This is a genomic window from Lichenibacterium minor (genome assembly GCF_004137685.1).
GTDB lineage: Bacteria > Pseudomonadota > Alphaproteobacteria > Rhizobiales > Beijerinckiaceae > Lichenihabitans > Lichenihabitans minor.
On sequence record NZ_QYBB01000029.1, the window covers coordinates 26,627 to 44,739 of the forward strand.

Consider the following 18,113-nt stretch of genomic DNA (forward strand, 5'->3'; position numbering starts at 1 on the left):
TTCCGCGCTCCCGAGAAAGGCTGCCGCGCCATGTCGTCCCCCTTCCTGATCTGGACCATGCAGCGTACGGGCGGCACGTCGCTGACCGAGCTCCTGATGGCGATGTCGGAGCACCGCAGCGCCGAGCACGAGCCCTTCAACTGGGCCAAGAAGCAGCCGCGCCAGTTCTGGCCCATCACGGAAGCCTGGAACACCACCCACAACGCCGACGTGCTGCGGGCGTCGCTCGACGGGCTGTTCGCGCAGCGCTTCCTCGTCAAGCACTGCTACGAGCTGCTCAGCATGTCCTTCAACATGCACCTGATGCAGGCCGCGGCGGGCACGCCCTACCGCCACGTGGTGCTGCGGCGGCGGGACGAGCCGTCGCGCCTCGTGTCCAAGTTCATCGCCGAATCGCAGGGCACCTGGTTCAAGGACTACGCCCGCAAGGTGTTCACCCAGGTGGCCGAGGGCGATCGCAAGCTCGCGCCCCTGCCGGTCGACCGCGTGGTGGGCCACTACCGCCACAGCGAGGACGCCACCAAGTTCATCAACGACACGCTGGCCTCCCTCGACGTGCCGCGCCTGGAGATCTGGTACGAGGACCTGTACACCGGCACGCGCGACGAGCGGCTGGCGCACCTGAACCGGCTGTTCGACTTCCTGAGCTTCAGCCACGCGGACGTGGCCGAGCATCGCGCCCTGATCGACGAGAAGATCTTCCAGAGCGGCCAGAACACGCGCTCGGTGGCGAGCCTGCTGCCCAACCTCGGCGACGTGCTGGAAGGGCTGCAGTCCGCGGGCTGCGACATCTCCCAGAGCCCCCTCGCCGAGGGCGTCGAGCTGCCCGGGCGAGACGTGCTGCCGGCCGGCCCGCGCGACCGCATCGCGCGCGAATGCGCCGTCTTCGCGCAAACCTACGCGGCCGTCGGCCCCTATCTCGAGATCGGCCGGGAAGGCCCCCAGCACGCCGTGCTGAACCACCCGGACTTCGCCGGGGCCGAGCGAACCTTCGTGAGCGGGCGGGCGGGGCGGCCGCAGGACGGGGTCGCGGCCCATGTGGCCGACCCGAACGACCTCGGCGCGCTGTTCCCCGACGCCAGCTTCGGCACCGTGCTGTGGATCAACGGCCTCGCCCACGACAAGCGGTTCTGGCGCACGCTCGACGAGATCGGGCGCGTGCTCAAGCCGGGCGGCACGTTGATCGTGGTGTCGCCCGGCTTCTCGAAGAGCGCCGGCCAGGCCGGCATCGCCATCACGGGCCAGAAGGGCAACGCCATCGCGGACGCCACCCTCACCTACCGGGTGCACGACGCGCCGGACTATTGGCGCCTGAGCCCGCAGGGGCTGCGCGACGCCGTGCTCGACGGTTTCGCGGTGCGCGAGGTGCGGGTGATGATGATGCCGCCGCGCATGTTCGGGGTCGCCACCAAGCCGGATTGAGCGGCTCCCCTTCCGCCCCAGCCGGGTCGCGGATCACGCCGACGGCGGCCCGGAGGGATCCTCATCCCGAGCGGGTCGCGGCCCGGCCGGGTCCCGGATCACTCGGCCGCCAGCCGGCACAGCGCTTCCGTCACCCGGAAGGCGTCCACGAAGGCGCCGACGGGCAGGCATTCGAAGCGGGAATGGAAGTTGAGGCCGCCGGTGAAGTAGTTCGGCGTGGGAAGGCCGCGCGCCGACAGCGCCGAACCGTCCGTCCCGCCCCGCATGGCGACCACCTTCGGGGCGATGCCCCGCTCCGCGAGGGCGCGGAAGATCAGCTCGACCGACCTGCGGTCGTCCCCGAGCGCGCCGTCGATGTTGGCGTAGGTGTCCTCGATGGCGAGCGAGACGGCCGCGCGGGGGTGCCGCGCCCGCAGTGTTTCCACCGCCGCCGCGACCGCGCGCTTGCGTTCGGCGAAGCGCGTCCCGTCGAAGTCCCGGATCGCCATGTCCAGCGTCGCCCGCGCCTGGTCGCCGCCGATCCGGTTGAACCACCAGTAGCCGTCGCGCCCGGCCGTGTGCTCGGGCGTCTGCTGCGGATCGAACAGGCCGATCAGCTCGGTGGCGAGCAGGATGGGGTTGACCAGGACGCCCTTGGCCGACACCGGGTGGGCCGTGACCCCGGTGATCTCGATCCGGGCGGAAGCGGCGTTGAACGTCTCGTAGGCGACCTCGCCGCGCTCGCCGCCGTCGATCGTGTAGGCGAAGGCGGCGGGAAAGCGGGCGAGGTCGAGGGCCTTGGCGCCCCGCAGCCCGATCTCCTCGTCGGGCACGAAGGCCAGCAGGACATCGCCGCGCGGCATCCCCGTGCGCCCGAACGTGTCGACCAGCGTCATCAGGATCGCCACCGCGGCCTTGTTGTCGGCGCCGAGCACGCCCGTCCCGTCGCCGAAGACGATCTCCTCGCCGCGGTAGGGCATGATTTCGGGGTGCTCGGCGGCGCGCAGCCAGATGCCGTGTTCGGCGTTGAGCGCCAAGTCCTCGCCCTCGAAGCGCAGCCGCTGCGGGCGGATGTCCGGCGACAGGCCGACGTCGACCGTGTCGAGATGCGCCACGAAGCCGATCGTCGGCGCGCCCGGCACCGTGCCGGGCAGGCGCGCCGTGAGGATGCCGTTGGCGTCGAGGTGGACGTCGGCGGCGCCCGCCCCGTCGAGCTCGCCCTTGAGCATCTCGGCCAGGCGCAGCTGGCCGGGCGTGCTCGGCAGGGTGGCGACGGCGGCGTCGCTCTGGCTGGTCACCGACAGGTAGCGGAAGAACCGTTCGAGCAGCGGTTCTGCGATGAGGTCGGCCATGGATCGGCTCCGGGTGTGCCGGCGCGGGGCCGGTCCGTCGATGGCGGCCAGCCTAGCGCATGTCGTGCCGTCGCGGATATGCCGGCGCCGCGCGGCCGCGCGGCGCCGGGAAGCGTCAGGCCAGGGCGCCGTGGGCGATGTCCCCGGACTTCACCGCCCCTGTCGTGCCGGCGCCCGTCAGCTTGATCGCATCCGTGATGGCCGTGCCGCTGCCGCCCGTCGTGAACAGGAACCCGTCCGTCCCGTCCGCCACGAAGGAATAGGTGTCGCCACTGAGGTGTTGGGCCCCTGGTTGCCGCAGAGCACGGCGCGACGCGGCCCCGGGGACGCGGGGTTGACGCCGAGCATCTCCAGCAGGTCCGGGAGGGGCTCGGCGCCGTGCGGCAGGGCATCGACGAACGCCGCGACCCGGGCCGGCGGAGCGACGAGCCACGTCGTGCCGCGGGTGCGGCCCACCGCGACGTCGAGCACCGCGAAGAACAGTTCGCCCGATGGGGCATGGCGACCGCGACCGCGTCGGGGGACTGGCGGGCCCGGCAGGCGATGACGCGATCGGACATGAGATCCCTTTCGCGTCGCGGGCGAGGCGACTGAGCGTCGCTCACCCGGCACCGGAGCCGGTCTCATCCGGAACGGACCGCATGCCGCACGGCGGCGACTTGCGCCAGCGTCCCGAATTCATGACCGAGCGTTTCCATCCCTTGCATCAGCGTCCCTGAGCGTCACTTTGTACGACCAGCAGTCGTTCGCGGCGTCGGATGTCGCGGCAGTGATGCCAAGTTCAGGAAAGGAGCGCGGACCCGTGCCTGACGTCGAAAGGGAGTGGAAGCATGACGATGAGCCGGCGGGCTTTGGAAACTGCCGCAGGAACGGCTGCCGGGCTTCGGGCGAATATGTCGGGAACTCTGGGGCATCCACCGCCGCCCACCCCGGCCTGTGAGGCTCTGTCGATGACGGATGCTTCGTTCCGGGGCCGCCTCCATGCAACTCACGCGGTGCGGCGTGGGTCGGGCACCACCGCCGGCGCGCCCCGGTGAGCGACGAATCCGGCGCGCGCCCCGCCCCGGCCCCTGGCCCCCTGGTCTTCCGCAACGACCCGTCCGACGGCTTCGGCCGCTACCACGACCTCGTCGGGGCGTCGGGCGCCGCGACGGCGCGGCGCGGCGAGATCTTCGAGGCGACGGTGGCGGCCCACAACGCGCCCGGCGTGATGCTGTTCGATCGGCAGATCGTCGGCGCCGAGCACCGCCGCGAGCCGGCCCACATCCGCCGCGACGGCTTCGAGCACTTCTACCTGCAGGTGCTGCGCTCGGGGCTGCTGATGACGGGCCCACTGGGCGAGGAACAATGGCTCGCGCCCGGCGACGCCGTGCTGATGGACGCCGCGCAGCCGCAGCGCACTGTCGTGGTCGCGGCCGACTACGTGACGGTCGTGCTGGCGCGGCCGTTCGTCGAGGCAGCATTGCCGGACGCGCGCGGGCTGCACGGGCGTCGCATCCCGCGTGCGGCCTTCCAGGGCTTGGCGACCTTCCAGGGCTTGGGCGACGCCGTGCTGTCGCTGGCCCGGCGCGTGGGGGACCTGGATGCCGAAGCCTTGTCGGGGGCGGCCGGGATGATGGCCGACCTCCTGGCCGGCGTCTCGCCGGGCGGCGAGCGCCGGGACGACGCCGTGGCGAGCGCATCGGATCGGCTCCGGGCCGTGCTCTTCATCGACGCCCATATCGCGCGGCCGGGGCTCGACGTCGCCGCGGTCGCGGCCGGCGTGGGCCTGTCGCGCAGCGCGCTCTACCGCGCCTTCGAAGCGGTGGGCGGCGTCGAGCGCGAGATCACCCGGCGCAGGGTCGCCCGCTTCCGGTCCGCCCTGATGCGCCCCGGCGAGCTGCGCTCGATCGAGCGGCTCGCCTTTGCGCACGGGTTCAGCTCGCCCGGCCATTGTTCCCGGCAGTTCAAGGCCACCTACGGCCTGACGCCGGGCGCGTGCCGGGCCGGCCTCCGCGAGGTGCAGGGCGGGAACGCCGGCCTGCGCCTGCACCACCTGCGCGGCTGGTACGGGGAGATCGGCTCGGGGGCGTGACGGCTCGGGGGCGTGACGGCTTGGGGGTGCCGATCCCGCGGGCCCGCGCCGTCCCGCTCAGGCGGGCGCGACTTCGGCGATGGCGCGGAGCTTCGAGGCGAGCGCCCGCAGGCTCGTTTCGCCCTTGTTGAGGATCTGGCTGGCGCCCTGGAGGCGCCGGCGGTCGTCCCGGGTGAGGTCGCGCGCGGTCAGCACCACCACGGGGATGTCGGCGCAGCCCGGCACGGCCCGGAAGGCTTCCAGGAACCCGAAGCCGTCGAGCACCGGCATCTCGAGGTCGAGCAGCACGACGCGGGGCAGGGCGGCGGCTACGCATTCCAGGGCGGCGCGCCCGTTCTCGGCCTCCATCACGGTCCAGTCGTCGCGCTCCAGCACGGTGCGGACGTGGTGGCGCGAGTCGGCGTCGTCGTCGACCACCAAAACATCGCCCTCGAAGTCGCGGAACCGGTCCATCACCTGGCGGAACCGCTCCCACTTCACCGGTTTCATCACGTAGTCGGCGGCGCCGAGCGAGGTCGCGAGGCCGCGCTCCTCGACGAAGGTCACCATCACGACCGGGATCTCGGCCAGCACGGGGTCGGCCTTGAGGGCGGACAGCACCGACCATCCGTCGAGGCCCGGCATGGTGACGTCGAGCAGGATGGCGCGCGGGCGCAGCGCGCGGGCGAGCTGCAGCCCCGCATAGCCGTCCGACGCCGTGAGCGCCCCGAAGCCCTCGCGGCCGAGGAAGCGGGTCATCAGCTCGCGCTGCGCGGGATCGTCGTCGATCACCAGCACGACGTCGCGGTGCACGTCCGCGGCCGGGTGCGGCCCGGGGACGGGGGCGCTCGAGCCCTCCGACGCGGCCGTCCCTTCGGGCAGGGCCGCGGGCAGGAACACCGTGAAGGTCGATCCTTCGCCGGGCGCGCTGTCGACCGACAGGTCCCCGCCCAGCATCGTGCCGAAGGCCTTGGAGATCGACAGGCCGAGCCCCGTGCCGCCGAACTTGCGCGTGGTCGAGGCGTCGGCCTGGGTGAAGCGCTGGAACAGGCGGCCGAGCTGCTCCTCGGTCATGCCGATGCCGGTGTCGGCCACGCGGAACACCAGCCAGTCCCCGTCGCCGTGCCCGCCGGTGATGCGCGACGCCGACAGCGTCACGCTGCCGTTCTCGGTGAACTTGGCGGCGTTGGACAGGAGGTTGAGCAGCACCTGGCGGATCTTGGTCACGTCCGAATGCATGAGGCCGAGGCCGGGCTCGAGATGGACGTCGAGCCGGTTGTTCTTGCGGTCGACCAGCGCCTGCACGGTGGAGGACAGGTCGTGCGCCATCTCGGCCACGTCGAAGGTTTCGGCGTAGAGCTCCATGCGGCCGCTCTCGATCTTGCTCAGGTCGAGCACGTCGTTGATCAGGCCGAGGAGGTGGCGGGCGTTGTTCTCGATCTTGCGGATGTCCTCCGCCAGGGCTTCATCGCCGCCCGCGTCGGCGAACTCCTCCTGCAGCATCTCCGAATAGCCGATGATGGCGGACAGCGGCGTGCGCAGCTCGTGGCTCATGTTGGCGATGAAGGTCGACTTCGCGAGGTTGGCCTCCTCGGCGGCGTCGCGCGCCGCCGCGAGGTCGCGCTCGGCGCGCTTGCGCTCGGTGATGTCGATCGCCACCGCCAGCAGCGTCGGCGCCGACGCGCCCGAGGCGATGAGGCTGACCGTGTCGGCCACCCAGACTTCCGTCCCGTCCGGCTTCACGTAGCGCTTCTCGAACGCCACGGCCTCGCCGGTCTCGGCCATGCGCTCCACCGGCAGCGCGACCCGGTCGTCGGGATGGGTGACGTCGGCCATGCCGAGCGACAGCAGCGCCGCGCGGTCGCGCCCCACCAGGTCGCAGAAATGGTCGTTGACCGACACGAAGTGGCCGTCGACGTCCGTTTCGGCGAAGCCCGCCCCGGTCTGGCGGAAGATGCCGGCCAGGTGGGCCTCGCTGTCGCGCAGCGCCGCCTGCGACTGGGCGCGGTCCACCGCCTGCCACACCCGCGCCGCCACCTCCTCGACGAGGGCCACCTCGTCGGCGGTCCAGCGTCGGGGCTCGCGCCCGTTGACGAAGAGGCCCGCCGCCATGCGGCCCTCGCGGATCAGCGGCACCGAGATCAGCGCGCGCGCTTCCACGGCGCGCCAGGTCGCCGGGTCGTAGGAGGTGTCGGCGAGGACGTCGGTGCGCACCACGGTTTCGCCGCGCCGCTGCGGCGCCACGATGGAGGGTCCGAAATCGTCGAGGCGATAATGGCCCGTCACCGGCGGCAGCCCGTCGGCGTAGCTGGTTTCGAGCGCGATGGTCTCGTCGTCGGCCAGGACCTGCCCGTAGCCGACGCGGTGGGCGCCGAGGTGGTGCCCCAGCGCCGACACGCTTTCGCGCACGATGACGGCGGGATCGGACACGTCCCGCAGCCGGTCCTCGAGGGCGAAGCGGAAGCGCTGGCGCCGGTCGGCCGCCACCTGCCCGGTGGTTTCCGTGCAGGGGCAGAACAGGCCGTTGACGGAGCCGTCCTCGACCCTGATCGGCGTGTAGGAGAAGGCGAAATGCGTTTCTTCCGGGCCGTGGCCGCGGTCGAGGGTGAGCTCGATGTCGTCCATGTGGACGGGCTCGCCGGCATACACCTGGTCGACCAGCGGCTGCAGGACCGGGCGCAGGTCCGGCCAGATGTCGAGGAAGGGGCGCCCCAGCGCGTCCGCGACGTCCTTGGCGCCGAGCACCGGCACGTAGGCGTCGTTGAACAGCATGAGCCGCGCGGGACCCCAGCACAGGAACATCGGCTGCTTGGCGGCCAGCATGACGCCGACGATCGTCTTCAAGGATTGCGGCCAGCCGCCGGCCGGCCCCCAGGGCGTCGCGCCCCAGTCCCGCCCCCGCATGAGGGCCCCGGTGGCGCCCCCGCCCGACAGGAAGACGGCCGATCTCGCTTCGTCCAACACAGCGCCGCTCCGGCCGACTTCAGATCCCGATCCCTGCCGTAGCGGCCGAGGCCGCCGCGGGACAGGGCGTGCCGGCCCGTCGCGCTCCGGCGGTCGTCAATGCCGCAGGGCCCGATCCGTTCAGCGCCGCTTTGCGATCGGGGAGCCGGCGGCCTGGACGGCGCCCCGCGGCCCGGTTAATCCGCGCCGGGAGCGCGGGCTGGAGCGGGACGGACATGGCGGAAACACCGACGGACGATCCGGCGATCGCGGCGCTGTTTGGGCGGCTCGGCATCGTCCCCGGGCGCGTCGAGCATCCGCCGGTCCACACGGTGGAGGACGCGCTGCCGCATTGGGCCGGGCTGCCCGGCGAGCACACCAAGAACCTGTTCCTGAAGGACGGCAAGCTCCTCTACCTCGTGACGCTCAGGGCCGACACCCGCGCCGACATGAAGGCGCTGGCCCCCCTGCTCGGCGCGAAGCGCCTGTCCTTCGCCAGCCCCGAGCGGCTGATGGAGCACCTCGGCACGCCCCCGGGCGCGGTGGGCTTCCTCAGCCTCGTCAAGGACGGGGCGGGCGCCGTGCGCTTCGCCGTCGAGCGGGCCTTGTGGGACGCGGAGCGGATCACCGCCCACCCGCTGCGCAACACCGCCACGGTGTCGCTGACAGGGGCGGAGTTCCGCGCCGTGCTGGCCGACCTGGGCGTCGAGCCGATCCTGCTCGACCTGTAGGGCCGCGCGTCAGTTCGTCAGCACCAGGCCCTTGGGGGCCGTGGTGCCGACCTGCGAGCAGGTCACGCTGTAGACGGCGTCGTTGTAGTCCTTGTCGTCGGACGAGCCGTTGGTGGTGTTCGATCCGTTGCCGCCGCCCATGTCGTTCCAATAATAGTAGAGCGTCATCCCGGACGCCTGGACGCAGTTGACCGTCGCGTAGGCGGGCAGGGCGTTGAAGCACGAGCCCGCCGCCGGAGTGGCGGAAGCGCTCGTCAGCACCTGGAGGCTGCAGTTCTGCGCCACCCACGGGTAGGCGACCTTGCTCGGCGGCATCATGTGCGAATAGAAGAGGTGTGTGCTGTTCTCCCCTCCGCCATAGCTGTTGCTGCCGTAGCTGTTGCTCGTGGTGCCGCTTCTGCATCCTTGAAGGATGACCTGAAGGAATGTGCAGGTCGTGGTGGTGGTGACAGCATTGCCGTCCGTCGTGTTGGTCAGCATGAAGCCCAGCCTCTGACTGGCGGTCAGCTGTATCGGGGCAGGGTTGGACGCGAGGTTCGACGATCTGTCGTTGCTGAACAACGGCGTCGTCGTGGTCGGAGCGGAGCCGTCGGCCGGCACCGTGTAATAGTTGATCGCGTTCGAATCGATGGCGCTGGAGCTGAACTTGGAAAGGCTGATGGTGATGTTGTAGACGGGATTCTGCGCCGTCGCCGACACCGCGACCGTGTTCGACGTCCGGGCCATGGCCATCAGCGTGTTGGCGATCGGCGCCGAAGCTTTCACCGTCATGGAGTACATCGTGACCGAGCCGCCGCTCAGGGCGGTGCCGGGCGTCACCGTGAAGGTGAGGGCGGCGAGGCCGCTCGTCGCCTTGAACCGCGTCATGTAGTTGGTGGCCGCCGCGGTCGCGGCCGCGAGGGTCGCGGCGCCCGTGTAGGCGCCGGCCCCCGCCAGCGCGGCGGCGTCGGCGGCGCCCTGGATCTCCGCCTGCTGGTTGATGCTGCGGGCGAGGTCGAGCCCCGATCCCGCGAAGAAGAGCAGCGCCACGGCGGAGATCCCGAACCAGACCGCCACGCCGCCGCGCGCGTCCCGCCCGAAGCGGGCCAGCCCGCGCGTCATCCTGCAAAGCTCGGTCATGGCGAGGTCTTTCCGTCCGGCGCCTTCGGTCGGGCTCATGCGTGGCCCACCGTGGTGCCGGCGCGCGGGCGCGAATAGGTCGTGCGCGTGAGGGTGAAGGAGGACGGCAGGACGTAGGACGGCGGGAACGTGTAGACGTAGGTGGCCTGCACCACGACCACGCTGTCGCCGGGGTTGGGCGTGTAGGGCGTGCCGAGCGCCAGCGCGTTCGACAGCGCCGCGCCCCCGCAGGTCGTGTCCTGCCAGTCGACCGCGCGCGTGCCGGACGCCCCGAAGGTGACGCTCGCCACCGTGGCGGTGAGCGCGCCGGTGAAGGGCGCCAGCGTCAGCCGGCCGCCCGCGCAGAAGTCCGTCATCGCGGACGCCGTCAGCGTCGTCTGCTGTGCCACGAGGTCGCCGAGGCTCTGGGCGACGTTCCACGTCTTGATGCTCGCCCGCACCAGCCGGGCCGCCGAGATGCTGCCGAACAGCATCGTCACCATCACGGGCGCCACCAGCGCGAACTCCACCGTGATGCTGGCCCGCGCGTCCGCCCGGAACCTCGATGGGCGCGCCATCTCAATAAGGCTCGTTCTGGAAGGCGAGCGACGAATAAACCAGCAGCGTGCCGTTCTGCCCGATGAAGGCCTTCACGATGGGGAGGAACAGCGCGCGGGTGTAGCCCACCTGAACGATCACGTCCCGGCCCGAGCCGCCCGGCGCGAAGCCCGTGGTGGTCATCCGGCTCGCGCCGTTCGTCGGCACCGCCGAGGACAGGGCCGCGAAGCTCGACGCCGAGGCCACGTTGACCTGGATGTTGGAGCAGGTCATCAGCACCTGCAGGTCGGCGCACAGGTTCGCCGCGAAGGTCGAGGCGCCCGAGGCCGTGATGGCGCCCGTCCGGATGAGGCGGGACTCCTTGCGGACCGCGCGGTCGAGCGCCGTCTGCATGAACAGGCTCAGGCCGATCTCGATCCAGAAGCAGATCAGCAGCACGAACAGGCCGCCGATCAGCCCGAACTCCACGGCTGCCGCGCCTCGGATGTCGCGTCGCAGCGTCGGTGCGTCCGGAAGCAAGTCGAATATCGACTTGAATGGAATGAAAGATAGTTGAAGCATGGTGTCGAGCGACCTGTTCTGTCGTCAACGTGGCATCGAAGCGTATTCGCGCGGTTAAACGGAACATGAAATTGCACCGGCATCGGCGATGCTGGCGCGGATGCAGGGTCGGACGACGCGAGCGAAGCGGGACCGGCAGAGCGCGACATCGGATCGCGCGGCATCGGGGGGACTTCGCGGGTGCCCGCCCGCGCGGCAGGGTGAGGACGCTGGCGCCGCCGCTTGCGCGATGCCGTGCCGCACGGGAAGCTGCGGAACACGGCACCCTTCCTGCTTGTTTTACGCCGGATCAAGCGGCAGACGAGATGACGCCCTTCCACCCCGCATCAAGGCAGACCCGTTGGATTCCTTCTCCGATCTCCGCACGACGCCTCACGCCACGCTCCCGGTCTCGGCTCCCCAGAAGGATCTCCTCGTCTGCTTCAGCCACCTGCGGTGGGACTTCGTGTTCCAGCGCCCGCAGCACCTGATGACGCGCTTCGCGCGCCGGGGGCCCGTGGTGGTGTTCGAGGAGCCGGTGTGGACGGACGAGGGCGCCCCGCGCCTCGTCACCCGGGCGGACGAGAGCGGCGTCGTGGTGGCGACGCCGCACATGTCCTGGCACCTGCCGGCCGCCGACAAGGACGCGGCGCTGCGCGCGATGCTCGACCAGCTGCTCGCCGGACGCGGCGCGCGCCATCCGGTGCTGTGGTTCTACACGCCGATGATGTGGAGCTTCGCGTCGCACGTGGCCGGCGCCACGGTGGTCTACGACTGCATGGACGAGCTGTCCGGGTTCAAGTTCGCCGCGCCCGAGCTGCCGCGGCTGGAAGCGGACCTCATCGCCCGCGCCGACGCCGTGTTCACCGGCGGCCACGCGCTCTACGAGGCCAAGCGCCACCTCCACGGCAACATCCACCCCTTCCCGTCGAGCGTCGATGCGGCGCATTTCGCGGCGGCCGGCGCCGGCGAGCCCGACGACCAGCGCGACATCCCGCGCCCGCGCCTGGGCTTCTACGGCGTGATCGACGAGCGCATGGACCTCGCCCTGATCGACGCCCTGGCGGCCGCGCGGCCGGACTGGCACGTGGTCATGGTCGGGCCCCTGGCGAAGCTCGACGACGACGACCTGCCGCGCCGGGCCAACATCCATTGGCTGGGAGCCAAATCCTACGACGAGCTGCCGCGCTACCTCGGCGGCTGGGACGTGGCGCTGATGCCCTTCGCCATCAACGCGGCGACCCGCTTCATCTCGCCCACCAAGACGCCCGAATACCTGGCGGGGGGCCGCGTCGTGGTGTCCACCGCGGTGGCCGACGTGGTGCGGCATTATTCGGGGCTCGAAGCCGTCCGCATCGCCGACACCGCGGAGGGCTTCGTCGCCGAATGCGGCGCCGCGCTGGCGCTCGCCGCCGAGCCGTCCCGCTATGGCGCCGAGGTCGAGGCCCTTCTGGCGAGCATGTCGTGGGACGCGACCTTCGCCGCCATGGCGCGGATCGTGGACGCCGCCGCGGCCCGCCGCCGCCCGGTCGCGCCGCCGGCCGGCATCGCCATGCCGGCGATCGACCGCGGCGCCAGGGCCGCCGACGTTCTGGTCGTGGGCGCCGGCTTCGCCGGCTCCGTGATGGCCGAGCGGCTCGCCGCCGAGGGCGGCAAGCGCGTGCTGGTGATCGACCGCCGGCCCCACATCGCCGGCAACGCCTTCGACCACCACGACGCGGCGGGCGTGCTCATCCACCGCTACGGTCCGCACATCTTCCACACCAACGCGGCATCGGTGTTCGAGTACCTGTCGCGTTTCACAGCCTGGCGCCCCTACGAGCACCGCGTGCTGGCCCGCGTGCGCGGCCAGGAAGTGCCGATGCCGATCAACCGCACGACGCTGAACGCGCTCTACGGCCTCGGCCTCGCCACGGACGCGGAAGCGGCGGCCTACCTCGCCTCGGTGGCCGAGCCGGTGTCGCCGGTGCGGACGTCCGAGGACGTGGTGGTGGCCGGCGTCGGCCGCGACCTGTACGAGACGTTCTTCCGCGGCTACACCCGCAAGCAGTGGGGCATGGACCCGTCCGAGCTCGACAAGTCGGTGGCGGCCCGCGTGCCAGCCCGCACCGACACCGACGACCGCTACTTCACCGACACGTTCCAGGCCATGCCGCGCGACGGCTACACCCGCATGTTCGAGCGGATCCTCGACCACGGGCGCATCGCGGTCGAGACCGGCGTGGAATACCGCGACGTCATGCGCGAAGGCGTGTTCGACCACGTCGTCTTCACGGGCGCCATCGACGAGTTCTTCGACCACCGTTTCGGGCGGCTGCCCTACCGCAGCCTGGAGTTCGAACACGTCACCCTGGACCAGGACCGGTTCCAGGCCGTCGGCACGGTGAACTATCCCGACGAGGCCGTGCCCTACACGCGCATCACCGAATACAAGCACCTCACGGGGCAGCGCCACCCGAAGACGTCGTTGACCTACGAGCATCCGCGCGCCGACGGCGACCCTTATTACCCGATCCCGCGGCCCGAGAACCAGGCGCTGTTCAAGCGCTACGAGGCGCTGGCGCGGGCCCGCCACGACGTGAGCTTCGTCGGGCGGCTGGCCACCTACCGCTACTACAACATGGACCAGGTGGTGGGGCAGGCGCTCGCGACCGCCAAGGGGCTGCTGGCGCGCTGGGGCATGGCGGCGCCCCGCGACGGCGCCGCGACCGGCGCCATGCTGGACGCGTGATCCCGCTCTCCCCCCGCGCCTCGGCGCGGGGGGAGAGAAGGCTTCACAGCCCGTCGAACAGCGCCGTCGACAGGTAGCGCTCGGCGAAGGACGGGATGATCACCACGATCGTCTTGCCTTCCATGCCGGGCCGGCAACCGACTTCGAGGGCCGCCGCGACCGCGCTGCCCGACGAGATGCCGATGGGGATGCCCTCGAGCCGCGCCACGAGGCGCGCCATCTCGAACGATTCCTGGTTGCCCACCGTCACCACCTCGTCGATGAGGTCGCGCTCCAGGATGCCGGGCACGAAGCCGGCGCCGATGCCCTGCAGCTTGTGCGGGCCGGGCTGGCCGCCCGACAGCACCGCCGAGTCTTCCGGCTCGACCGCCACGACGTGCAGCGACGGCCGGCGGGGCTTCAGCACCTGGCTCACGCCCGTGATGGTGCCGCCCGTGCCGACGCCGGCGACGAAGACGTCGATCCCGCCCGCCGTGTCGGTCCAGATCTCCTCGGCGGTCGTGTTGCGGTGGATTTCGGGGTTCGCGGGGTTGTCGAACTGCTGCGGCATGACGGCGCCGGGCGTGGTCTCGACGATCTCCACGGCCCGGGCGATGGCGCCCTTCATGCCCTGGGCGGCCGGGGTGAGCACCAGTTCGGCGCCGAGCAGCATCAGCATCTTCCGCCGCTCGACCGACATGGATTCCGGCATGCACAGCATCAGCTTGTAGCCGCGCGCGGCCGCCACGAAGGCGAGGCCGATGCCGGTGTTGCCCGAGGTCGGCTCGACCAGCGTGTTGCGGCCCGGCGCGATGCGGCCGGCCTTCTCCAGGCTGTCGATCATGTTGACGCCGATGCGGTCCTTGACGCTCGACATCGGGTTGAAGAACTCGAGCTTGGCCATGATGTCGGCCTTGCAGCCCTTCTCGGCGGCGAGGCGCTTCAAGCGCACCAGCGGCGTCGAGCCGATCGTGTCCGTGATGGAATCGTACACGCGGCCCCGGCCCTGGCGGGGCTTCGGGCTGTTGTCCTGCGGGGTGGGTTCGTCGTCCCGACCGATCGACGCGAGCGACATGGGGCTTCCTCCTCGGATCGGCCGGGGCGCGTCGGCGCCGCCGGCCGTGTGGACCCGAAGATGGCGGCGCGGCCCCCGGGCGTCAACGCTCCGGGGCGGAGCCCGCTCAGCTGTTGCCGATGAGGATGCCCGTCGCCAGCACCAGCCCGCCGCCGAGCATCACCTTGGCGACCGCCGACACCGGGGCGGTGTCCATGAAGCGCCATTGGATCCAGGCGATGACGGCCAGTTCGAGCGCCACCACGAGGCCCGCCACGGCCGTGGCGGTGTAGAAGTCGGGGATGAGGTAGGGCAGCGTGTGGCCGATGCCGCCCGCGACCGTCATCAGCCCGCAGACCAGCCCGCGCAGGAGCGGCGTGCCGCGGCCCGACAGTTTGCCGTCGTCGGCCAGGGCTTCGGCGAAGCCCATCGAGATGCCGGCGCCGAGCGAGGCCGCGAGCCCGACCAGGAACGCGTTCCACGGGCTGTGCGTCGCGAAGGCGGCGGCGAAGACCGGCGCCAGCGTCGACACGGATCCGTCCATCAACCCCACCAGCCCCGGCTGGACGACCTGCAGCACGAACCGCCGCTTCGCGTCGTCGTCTTCGCGCTCCCGCGCGTCGCCGGGCAGGTGCCGGTCCCCGGTCTCGGCGGCGAGGCGCTCGTGGGCGGCCTCGTCCTCGGCGATGTCGCCGAGCAGCCGGCGCACGGCGGCGTCGGTCGAGCGCGCCGCGGCCTGCCGGTAGAACCGCTCGGCGTCGCGCTCCATGGCCGCCGCCTGCCGGCGCACGGCCGCGACCCCGAGCGGGCGCACCTGCCACAGCGGCTTGCGGGCGATGTTGCCCTTCACGTCGGCGCGCCGCACGAGCGGGACGTGCGGGCCGAAGCGCGCGACGAACAGGTCGAGGAGACGGCGCCGGTGCCGGTTCTCCTCCGCCGCCATGTCGTCGAACACCCGCGCGGTGTCGGGATAGGCGTCGCGCAGGCCGTGGGCGAAGTCGGCGTAGATGCGGCCGTCCTCCTCCTCGTTGGAGATGGCGAGGGCCAGCACCTCGCGCTCGGTCAGGTCGTCGAACGTCCTCACGCACGGTCCTTTCATTATAATAATTCTAAACTGAGTGGGATAAAAGCACGCCGCGGCTCCCTGTCAAGGCCGGGCGCGCCCGCGCCGCCGTCGCCGGGCACGCAACGCAGGGCGCGGTGTCGCCGTTGAAGCGCGCATGATGGACATCCCCGAAGGGCGCGGCATGGCGAAGAGCGATACATTCCCGTGCTCCATCCCCGGCGGCGCGGCCGGCTTCGTCCGGTTCGGGGGCCGGCGTCGAGGCCCGGGACGGCACGACGCGCGAGGCCGGCCGTCCGGCGCACGACGCGCCCCCGCGGTGGTCCGATTCGCCGGTGCCGCGCTCGTCCTCCTGGCCGCGGCGGGCACCGCGGCGGCGGCGGCGGTCTGGCCCGACGACGGCACGTCGCGGCTCGAAGCGCTCGCGCTGATCGAGACGCTGAACGCCGACCTCCTCGGCCACGACAGCGCCACCCTGACGCTGGAACGCTGGTGCGGCGCCCACGGGCTGGCGTCCCCGCCGACCGTCACGGCCGCGCGCGTGCCGGAAGCCGAAACGCCCGCCGACGATGCCGTGCGCCGCCAGTTGGGCGCCGACGCCGCCGAAACCGTGCGCCATCGCCATGTGCGGCTGTCCTGCGGCGGGCATGTGCTGTCCGAAGCCGACAACTTCTACCTCCCGGCGCTGCTGACGCCCGAGATGAACCGCGTCCTCGACGGCACCGACACGGCTTTCGGCCGCGCCGTGGCGGCCCTCCGGTTCGTGCGCCGCACCCTGTCGGCCGAACTCCTGTGGCATCCGCTGCCGGAAGGCTGGGACCGGGGCGCGGCCCTGCCGCCGGCACGACCCGGCGGCCTCGACGTTCCCGCCGACGTGCTGCGCCACCGTGCCATCCTGGTGCTGCCCGACGGCCGACCCTTCAGCGCCCTGGTCGAAACCTACACGGGCGAGGTGCTGGCGTTTCCCATGCCGCCGCTGCGCTGACGGGGGCCGGCGCGCCGCGGCGGCCGGTTAAAATCCTTTTTTATCTTTCGCATCGTTCAAACGGGCGAAACCCTCGGCTGGGCCGCATCGTACTGAACGGGTGCATCGGGACACCCGTCGTCCTTCGACCAGCATGCGAAGGCCTGTCGACCGAGATCGCCGGAGATTCACCACGAAGTGTCACGATGCTCTGCCGGCGACAACTTCCGGTCTATGTCGCCGAATAGCACACCTCGTCGTCGGAGGTCGTCGCTCCTCTGCGACGCGGCACGGCGGGGCACAATTCAAACCGGCCTCCGGCTTTTTCTGATCACCATGACCTAAAATTCAGGTGTAATCCGGGCTAAACGGTCTAGCGTCTCGCGGCGCCGCCGTCCGGTCAGCTGAAACCAGGGATGGGCCGTCGCGAACTGCCGAGGTTGAAATCGAAGAACGACGATGATGGACGGGTCAGAATTCTCGACGACGGAGAGACAGGGATGGCCTTGGCTTACCGCACATCCCGGGTCGGATCGTGAGCGTGACGGCGGCGTGAGCGCATCGGCATCCTTCTTCCAGAACGTGCTTCGCCTCGTGGAAGACCAGGGGCAGATCGGGTTCTGGTGGCATGATCTCGCGTCCGGCCGGATCACCGTTTCGCCGGGCCTGGCGCGGATCAGCGGCGTGCCGGCGTCGGTGCCCCGCACCCGCCTCTCCATGTTGAACTGCATTCACCCGCAGGACCGTCCGTTCCAATCGGACATGATGGAACTGATCGACAAGGGTCAGCCGCTTCGCCGCGAGTTCCGCATCGTGCGGCCGGACGGCACCATCCGCTGGGTGTCGTCGCGCATCGATGTCGTGCTGGGCGACGATGGCCAGCCCGTCCGCTTCATCGGGGTGGTGGTCGACGTCACCGAGCGGCGCGAAGCGCAGCGCGCGGTGGAGTTCAACCACGGTCGACGTGCGGCCCTGCTCGAGGCCACCTCGGCGCTCACCTGGATCGCCGACCTGTCCGGCCAATCCATCGACCACACCGCGTGGTGCGGCTTGACCGGCATGCTGCCGGAACATTGTTCCGGCCAGGGCTGGCTCGACGCCGTCCACCCCAACGACCGCGACCGCGTGCGGGCCGCCTACCGCGCCGCCTTGGCGAAGGACGAGACCTACAACGTCGACTATCGCGTGTTGACCCAGGAGGGCGTGTACCGGTGGTTCAACGCCCGGAGCGCGCCCGTGCGCGACGCGTCCGGCGCGATCCGGGAATGGCAGGGCGTGCTGCTGCCCATCGACGACAACCATCGCCCCGTCGTGGGCGACGTCGGGGGCGACGAGGTGCCGACGCTGACGGGCGAGCAGATCCGGGGCGCCCGTGGGCTGCTCGACTGGTCGCTGGCCCAGCTCGCCGCCGCGTCCGGCGTGTCGGTGTCGACGATCAAGCGTATGGAGGACGGCAGCGAGGGGTCCACCCGGGCCAGCAAGTCCGAAGCCGTGCGGCGCGCGCTGCAGAACGGCGGCGTGTCGTTCCGCACCGTCGACGGGTCGACCTGGATCAGCCGCTGACGCCGCGGCCCCCGGGCCGGGGCCCGCGCGGGCTCCCCCGGTCCGGGCGGCCCGCGGTCGCTTCCGTGCGCCATTAAGGTTAT

14 protein-coding genes are annotated in these 18,113 nt (G+C 71.3%); 6 read left to right on the forward strand and 8 right to left on the reverse strand.

Going from position 1 to position 18,113, the window contains the following annotated elements:
• The first annotated feature begins 30 nt into the window (after nt 1-30).
• The gene (locus D3273_RS19895; protein ID WP_129228638.1) at nt 31-1,422 is read left to right on the forward strand and encodes a class I SAM-dependent methyltransferase; all 1,392 of its coding nucleotides are present in this window, start codon (nt 31-33) and stop codon (nt 1,420-1,422) included.
• A gap of 98 nt (nt 1,423-1,520) precedes the next feature.
• Here D3273_RS19895 and pepT read toward each other — a convergent pair whose 3' ends face one another.
• Both pepT and D3273_RS28375 read right to left on the reverse strand, forming a co-directional pair.
• Nucleotides 1,521-2,753: a peptidase T gene (pepT, locus tag D3273_RS19900; RefSeq protein ID WP_129228639.1), complete on the reverse strand. Its 1,233-nt coding sequence runs from the start codon at nt 2,751-2,753 to the stop codon at nt 1,521-1,523.
• 115 nt (nt 2,754-2,868) lie between these two features.
• Entirely contained in the window at nt 2,869-3,006 is a 138-nt protein-coding gene (locus D3273_RS28375) for a hypothetical protein (protein WP_165359582.1), read from the reverse strand.
• A gap of 780 nt (nt 3,007-3,786) precedes the next feature.
• Here D3273_RS28375 and D3273_RS19905 point away from each other — a divergent pair.
• Nucleotides 3,787-4,827 carry a helix-turn-helix domain-containing protein gene (locus D3273_RS19905; protein ID WP_129228640.1) on the forward strand — a complete coding sequence of 347 codons (1,041 nt, stop codon included), beginning with the start codon at nt 3,787-3,789 and terminating at the stop codon, nt 4,825-4,827.
• Between the two features lie 57 nt (nt 4,828-4,884).
• On the opposite strand, the gene D3273_RS19910 is transcribed toward D3273_RS19905, so the two are convergent.
• Nucleotides 4,885-7,767 (reverse strand): response regulator, encoded by a 2,883-nt coding sequence (locus D3273_RS19910; protein WP_129228641.1) that lies wholly within the window; start codon nt 7,765-7,767, stop codon nt 4,885-4,887.
• Nucleotides 7,768-7,985: 218 nt separating this feature from the next.
• On the opposite strand from D3273_RS19910, the gene D3273_RS19915 reads away from it, so the two are divergent.
• On the forward strand, nt 7,986-8,480 hold the full coding sequence (locus D3273_RS19915) for a prolyl-tRNA synthetase associated domain-containing protein (RefSeq protein WP_129228642.1): 495 nt from the start codon (nt 7,986-7,988) through the stop codon (nt 8,478-8,480).
• Nucleotides 8,481-8,489: 9 nt separating this feature from the next.
• On the opposite strand, the gene D3273_RS19920 is transcribed toward D3273_RS19915, so the two are convergent.
• The 3 genes from D3273_RS19920 to D3273_RS19930 are packed head-to-tail and all read right to left on the reverse strand — an operon-like array spanning nt 8,490 to nt 10,655.
• A complete protein-coding gene (locus D3273_RS19920) occupies nt 8,490-9,638 on the reverse strand; it encodes a TadE/TadG family type IV pilus assembly protein (RefSeq protein ID WP_129228643.1) in 1,149 nt (382 codons plus the stop codon).
• On the reverse strand, nt 9,635-10,156 hold the full coding sequence (locus D3273_RS19925) for a TadE/TadG family type IV pilus assembly protein (RefSeq protein WP_129228644.1): 522 nt from the start codon (nt 10,154-10,156) through the stop codon (nt 9,635-9,637). Before D3273_RS19925 ends, D3273_RS19920 begins: the two co-directional genes overlap by 4 nt.
• A gap of 1 nt (nt 10,157) precedes the next feature.
• Nucleotides 10,158-10,655 carry a TadE/TadG family type IV pilus assembly protein gene (locus D3273_RS19930; RefSeq protein WP_165359583.1) on the reverse strand — a complete coding sequence of 166 codons (498 nt, stop codon included), beginning with the start codon at nt 10,653-10,655 and terminating at the stop codon, nt 10,158-10,160.
• 511 nt (nt 10,656-11,166) lie between these two features.
• On the opposite strand from D3273_RS19930, the gene glf reads away from it, so the two are divergent.
• Nucleotides 11,167-13,407, forward strand: a complete 2,241-nt coding sequence (glf, locus tag D3273_RS19935; protein ID WP_129228664.1) for a UDP-galactopyranose mutase — start codon at nt 11,167-11,169, stop codon at nt 13,405-13,407.
• A gap of 43 nt (nt 13,408-13,450) precedes the next feature.
• On the opposite strand, the gene cysK is transcribed toward glf, so the two are convergent.
• Nucleotides 13,451-14,461: a cysteine synthase A gene (gene cysK / locus D3273_RS19940; protein ID WP_129228646.1), complete on the reverse strand. Its 1,011-nt coding sequence runs from the start codon at nt 14,459-14,461 to the stop codon at nt 13,451-13,453.
• A gap of 106 nt (nt 14,462-14,567) precedes the next feature.
• Complete coding sequence (mbfA, locus tag D3273_RS19945) at nt 14,568-15,524, reverse strand: iron exporter MbfA (RefSeq protein ID WP_129228647.1); 957 nt, start codon at nt 15,522-15,524, stop codon at nt 14,568-14,570.
• Nucleotides 15,525-15,822: 298 nt separating this feature from the next.
• On the opposite strand from mbfA, the gene D3273_RS19950 reads away from it, so the two are divergent.
• Together D3273_RS19950 and D3273_RS19955 are read left to right on the forward strand one after the other, a co-directional pair.
• A complete protein-coding gene (locus D3273_RS19950; RefSeq protein ID WP_129228648.1) occupies nt 15,823-16,488 on the forward strand; it encodes a hypothetical protein in 666 nt (221 codons plus the stop codon).
• A 531-nt stretch (nt 16,489-17,019) separates the two neighbouring features.
• Nucleotides 17,020-18,030 carry a PAS domain-containing protein gene (locus D3273_RS19955; protein ID WP_165359584.1) on the forward strand — a complete coding sequence of 337 codons (1,011 nt, stop codon included), beginning with the start codon at nt 17,020-17,022 and terminating at the stop codon, nt 18,028-18,030.
• Nucleotides 18,031-18,113: the final 83 nt, after the last annotated feature.

Coding starts and splice junctions, on each gene's coding strand:
- D3273_RS19895 (WP_129228638.1), top strand. CDS start 31: ATGTCGTCCCCCTTCCTGATCTGGACCATGCAGCGTACGGGCGGCACG.
- pepT (WP_129228639.1), bottom strand. CDS start 2,753: ATGGCCGACCTCATCGCAGAACCGCTGCTCGAACGGTTCTTCCGCTAC.
- D3273_RS19915 (WP_129228642.1), top strand. CDS start 7,986: ATGGCGGAAACACCGACGGACGATCCGGCGATCGCGGCGCTGTTTGGG.
- D3273_RS19920 (WP_129228643.1), bottom strand. CDS start 9,638: ATGAGCCCGACCGAAGGCGCCGGACGGAAAGACCTCGCCATGACCGAG.
- D3273_RS19925 (WP_129228644.1), bottom strand. CDS start 10,156: ATGGCGCGCCCATCGAGGTTCCGGGCGGACGCGCGGGCCAGCATCACG.
- glf (WP_129228664.1), top strand. CDS start 11,167: ATGACGCGCTTCGCGCGCCGGGGGCCCGTGGTGGTGTTCGAGGAGCCG.
- cysK (WP_129228646.1), bottom strand. CDS start 14,461: ATGTCGCTCGCGTCGATCGGTCGGGACGACGAACCCACCCCGCAGGAC.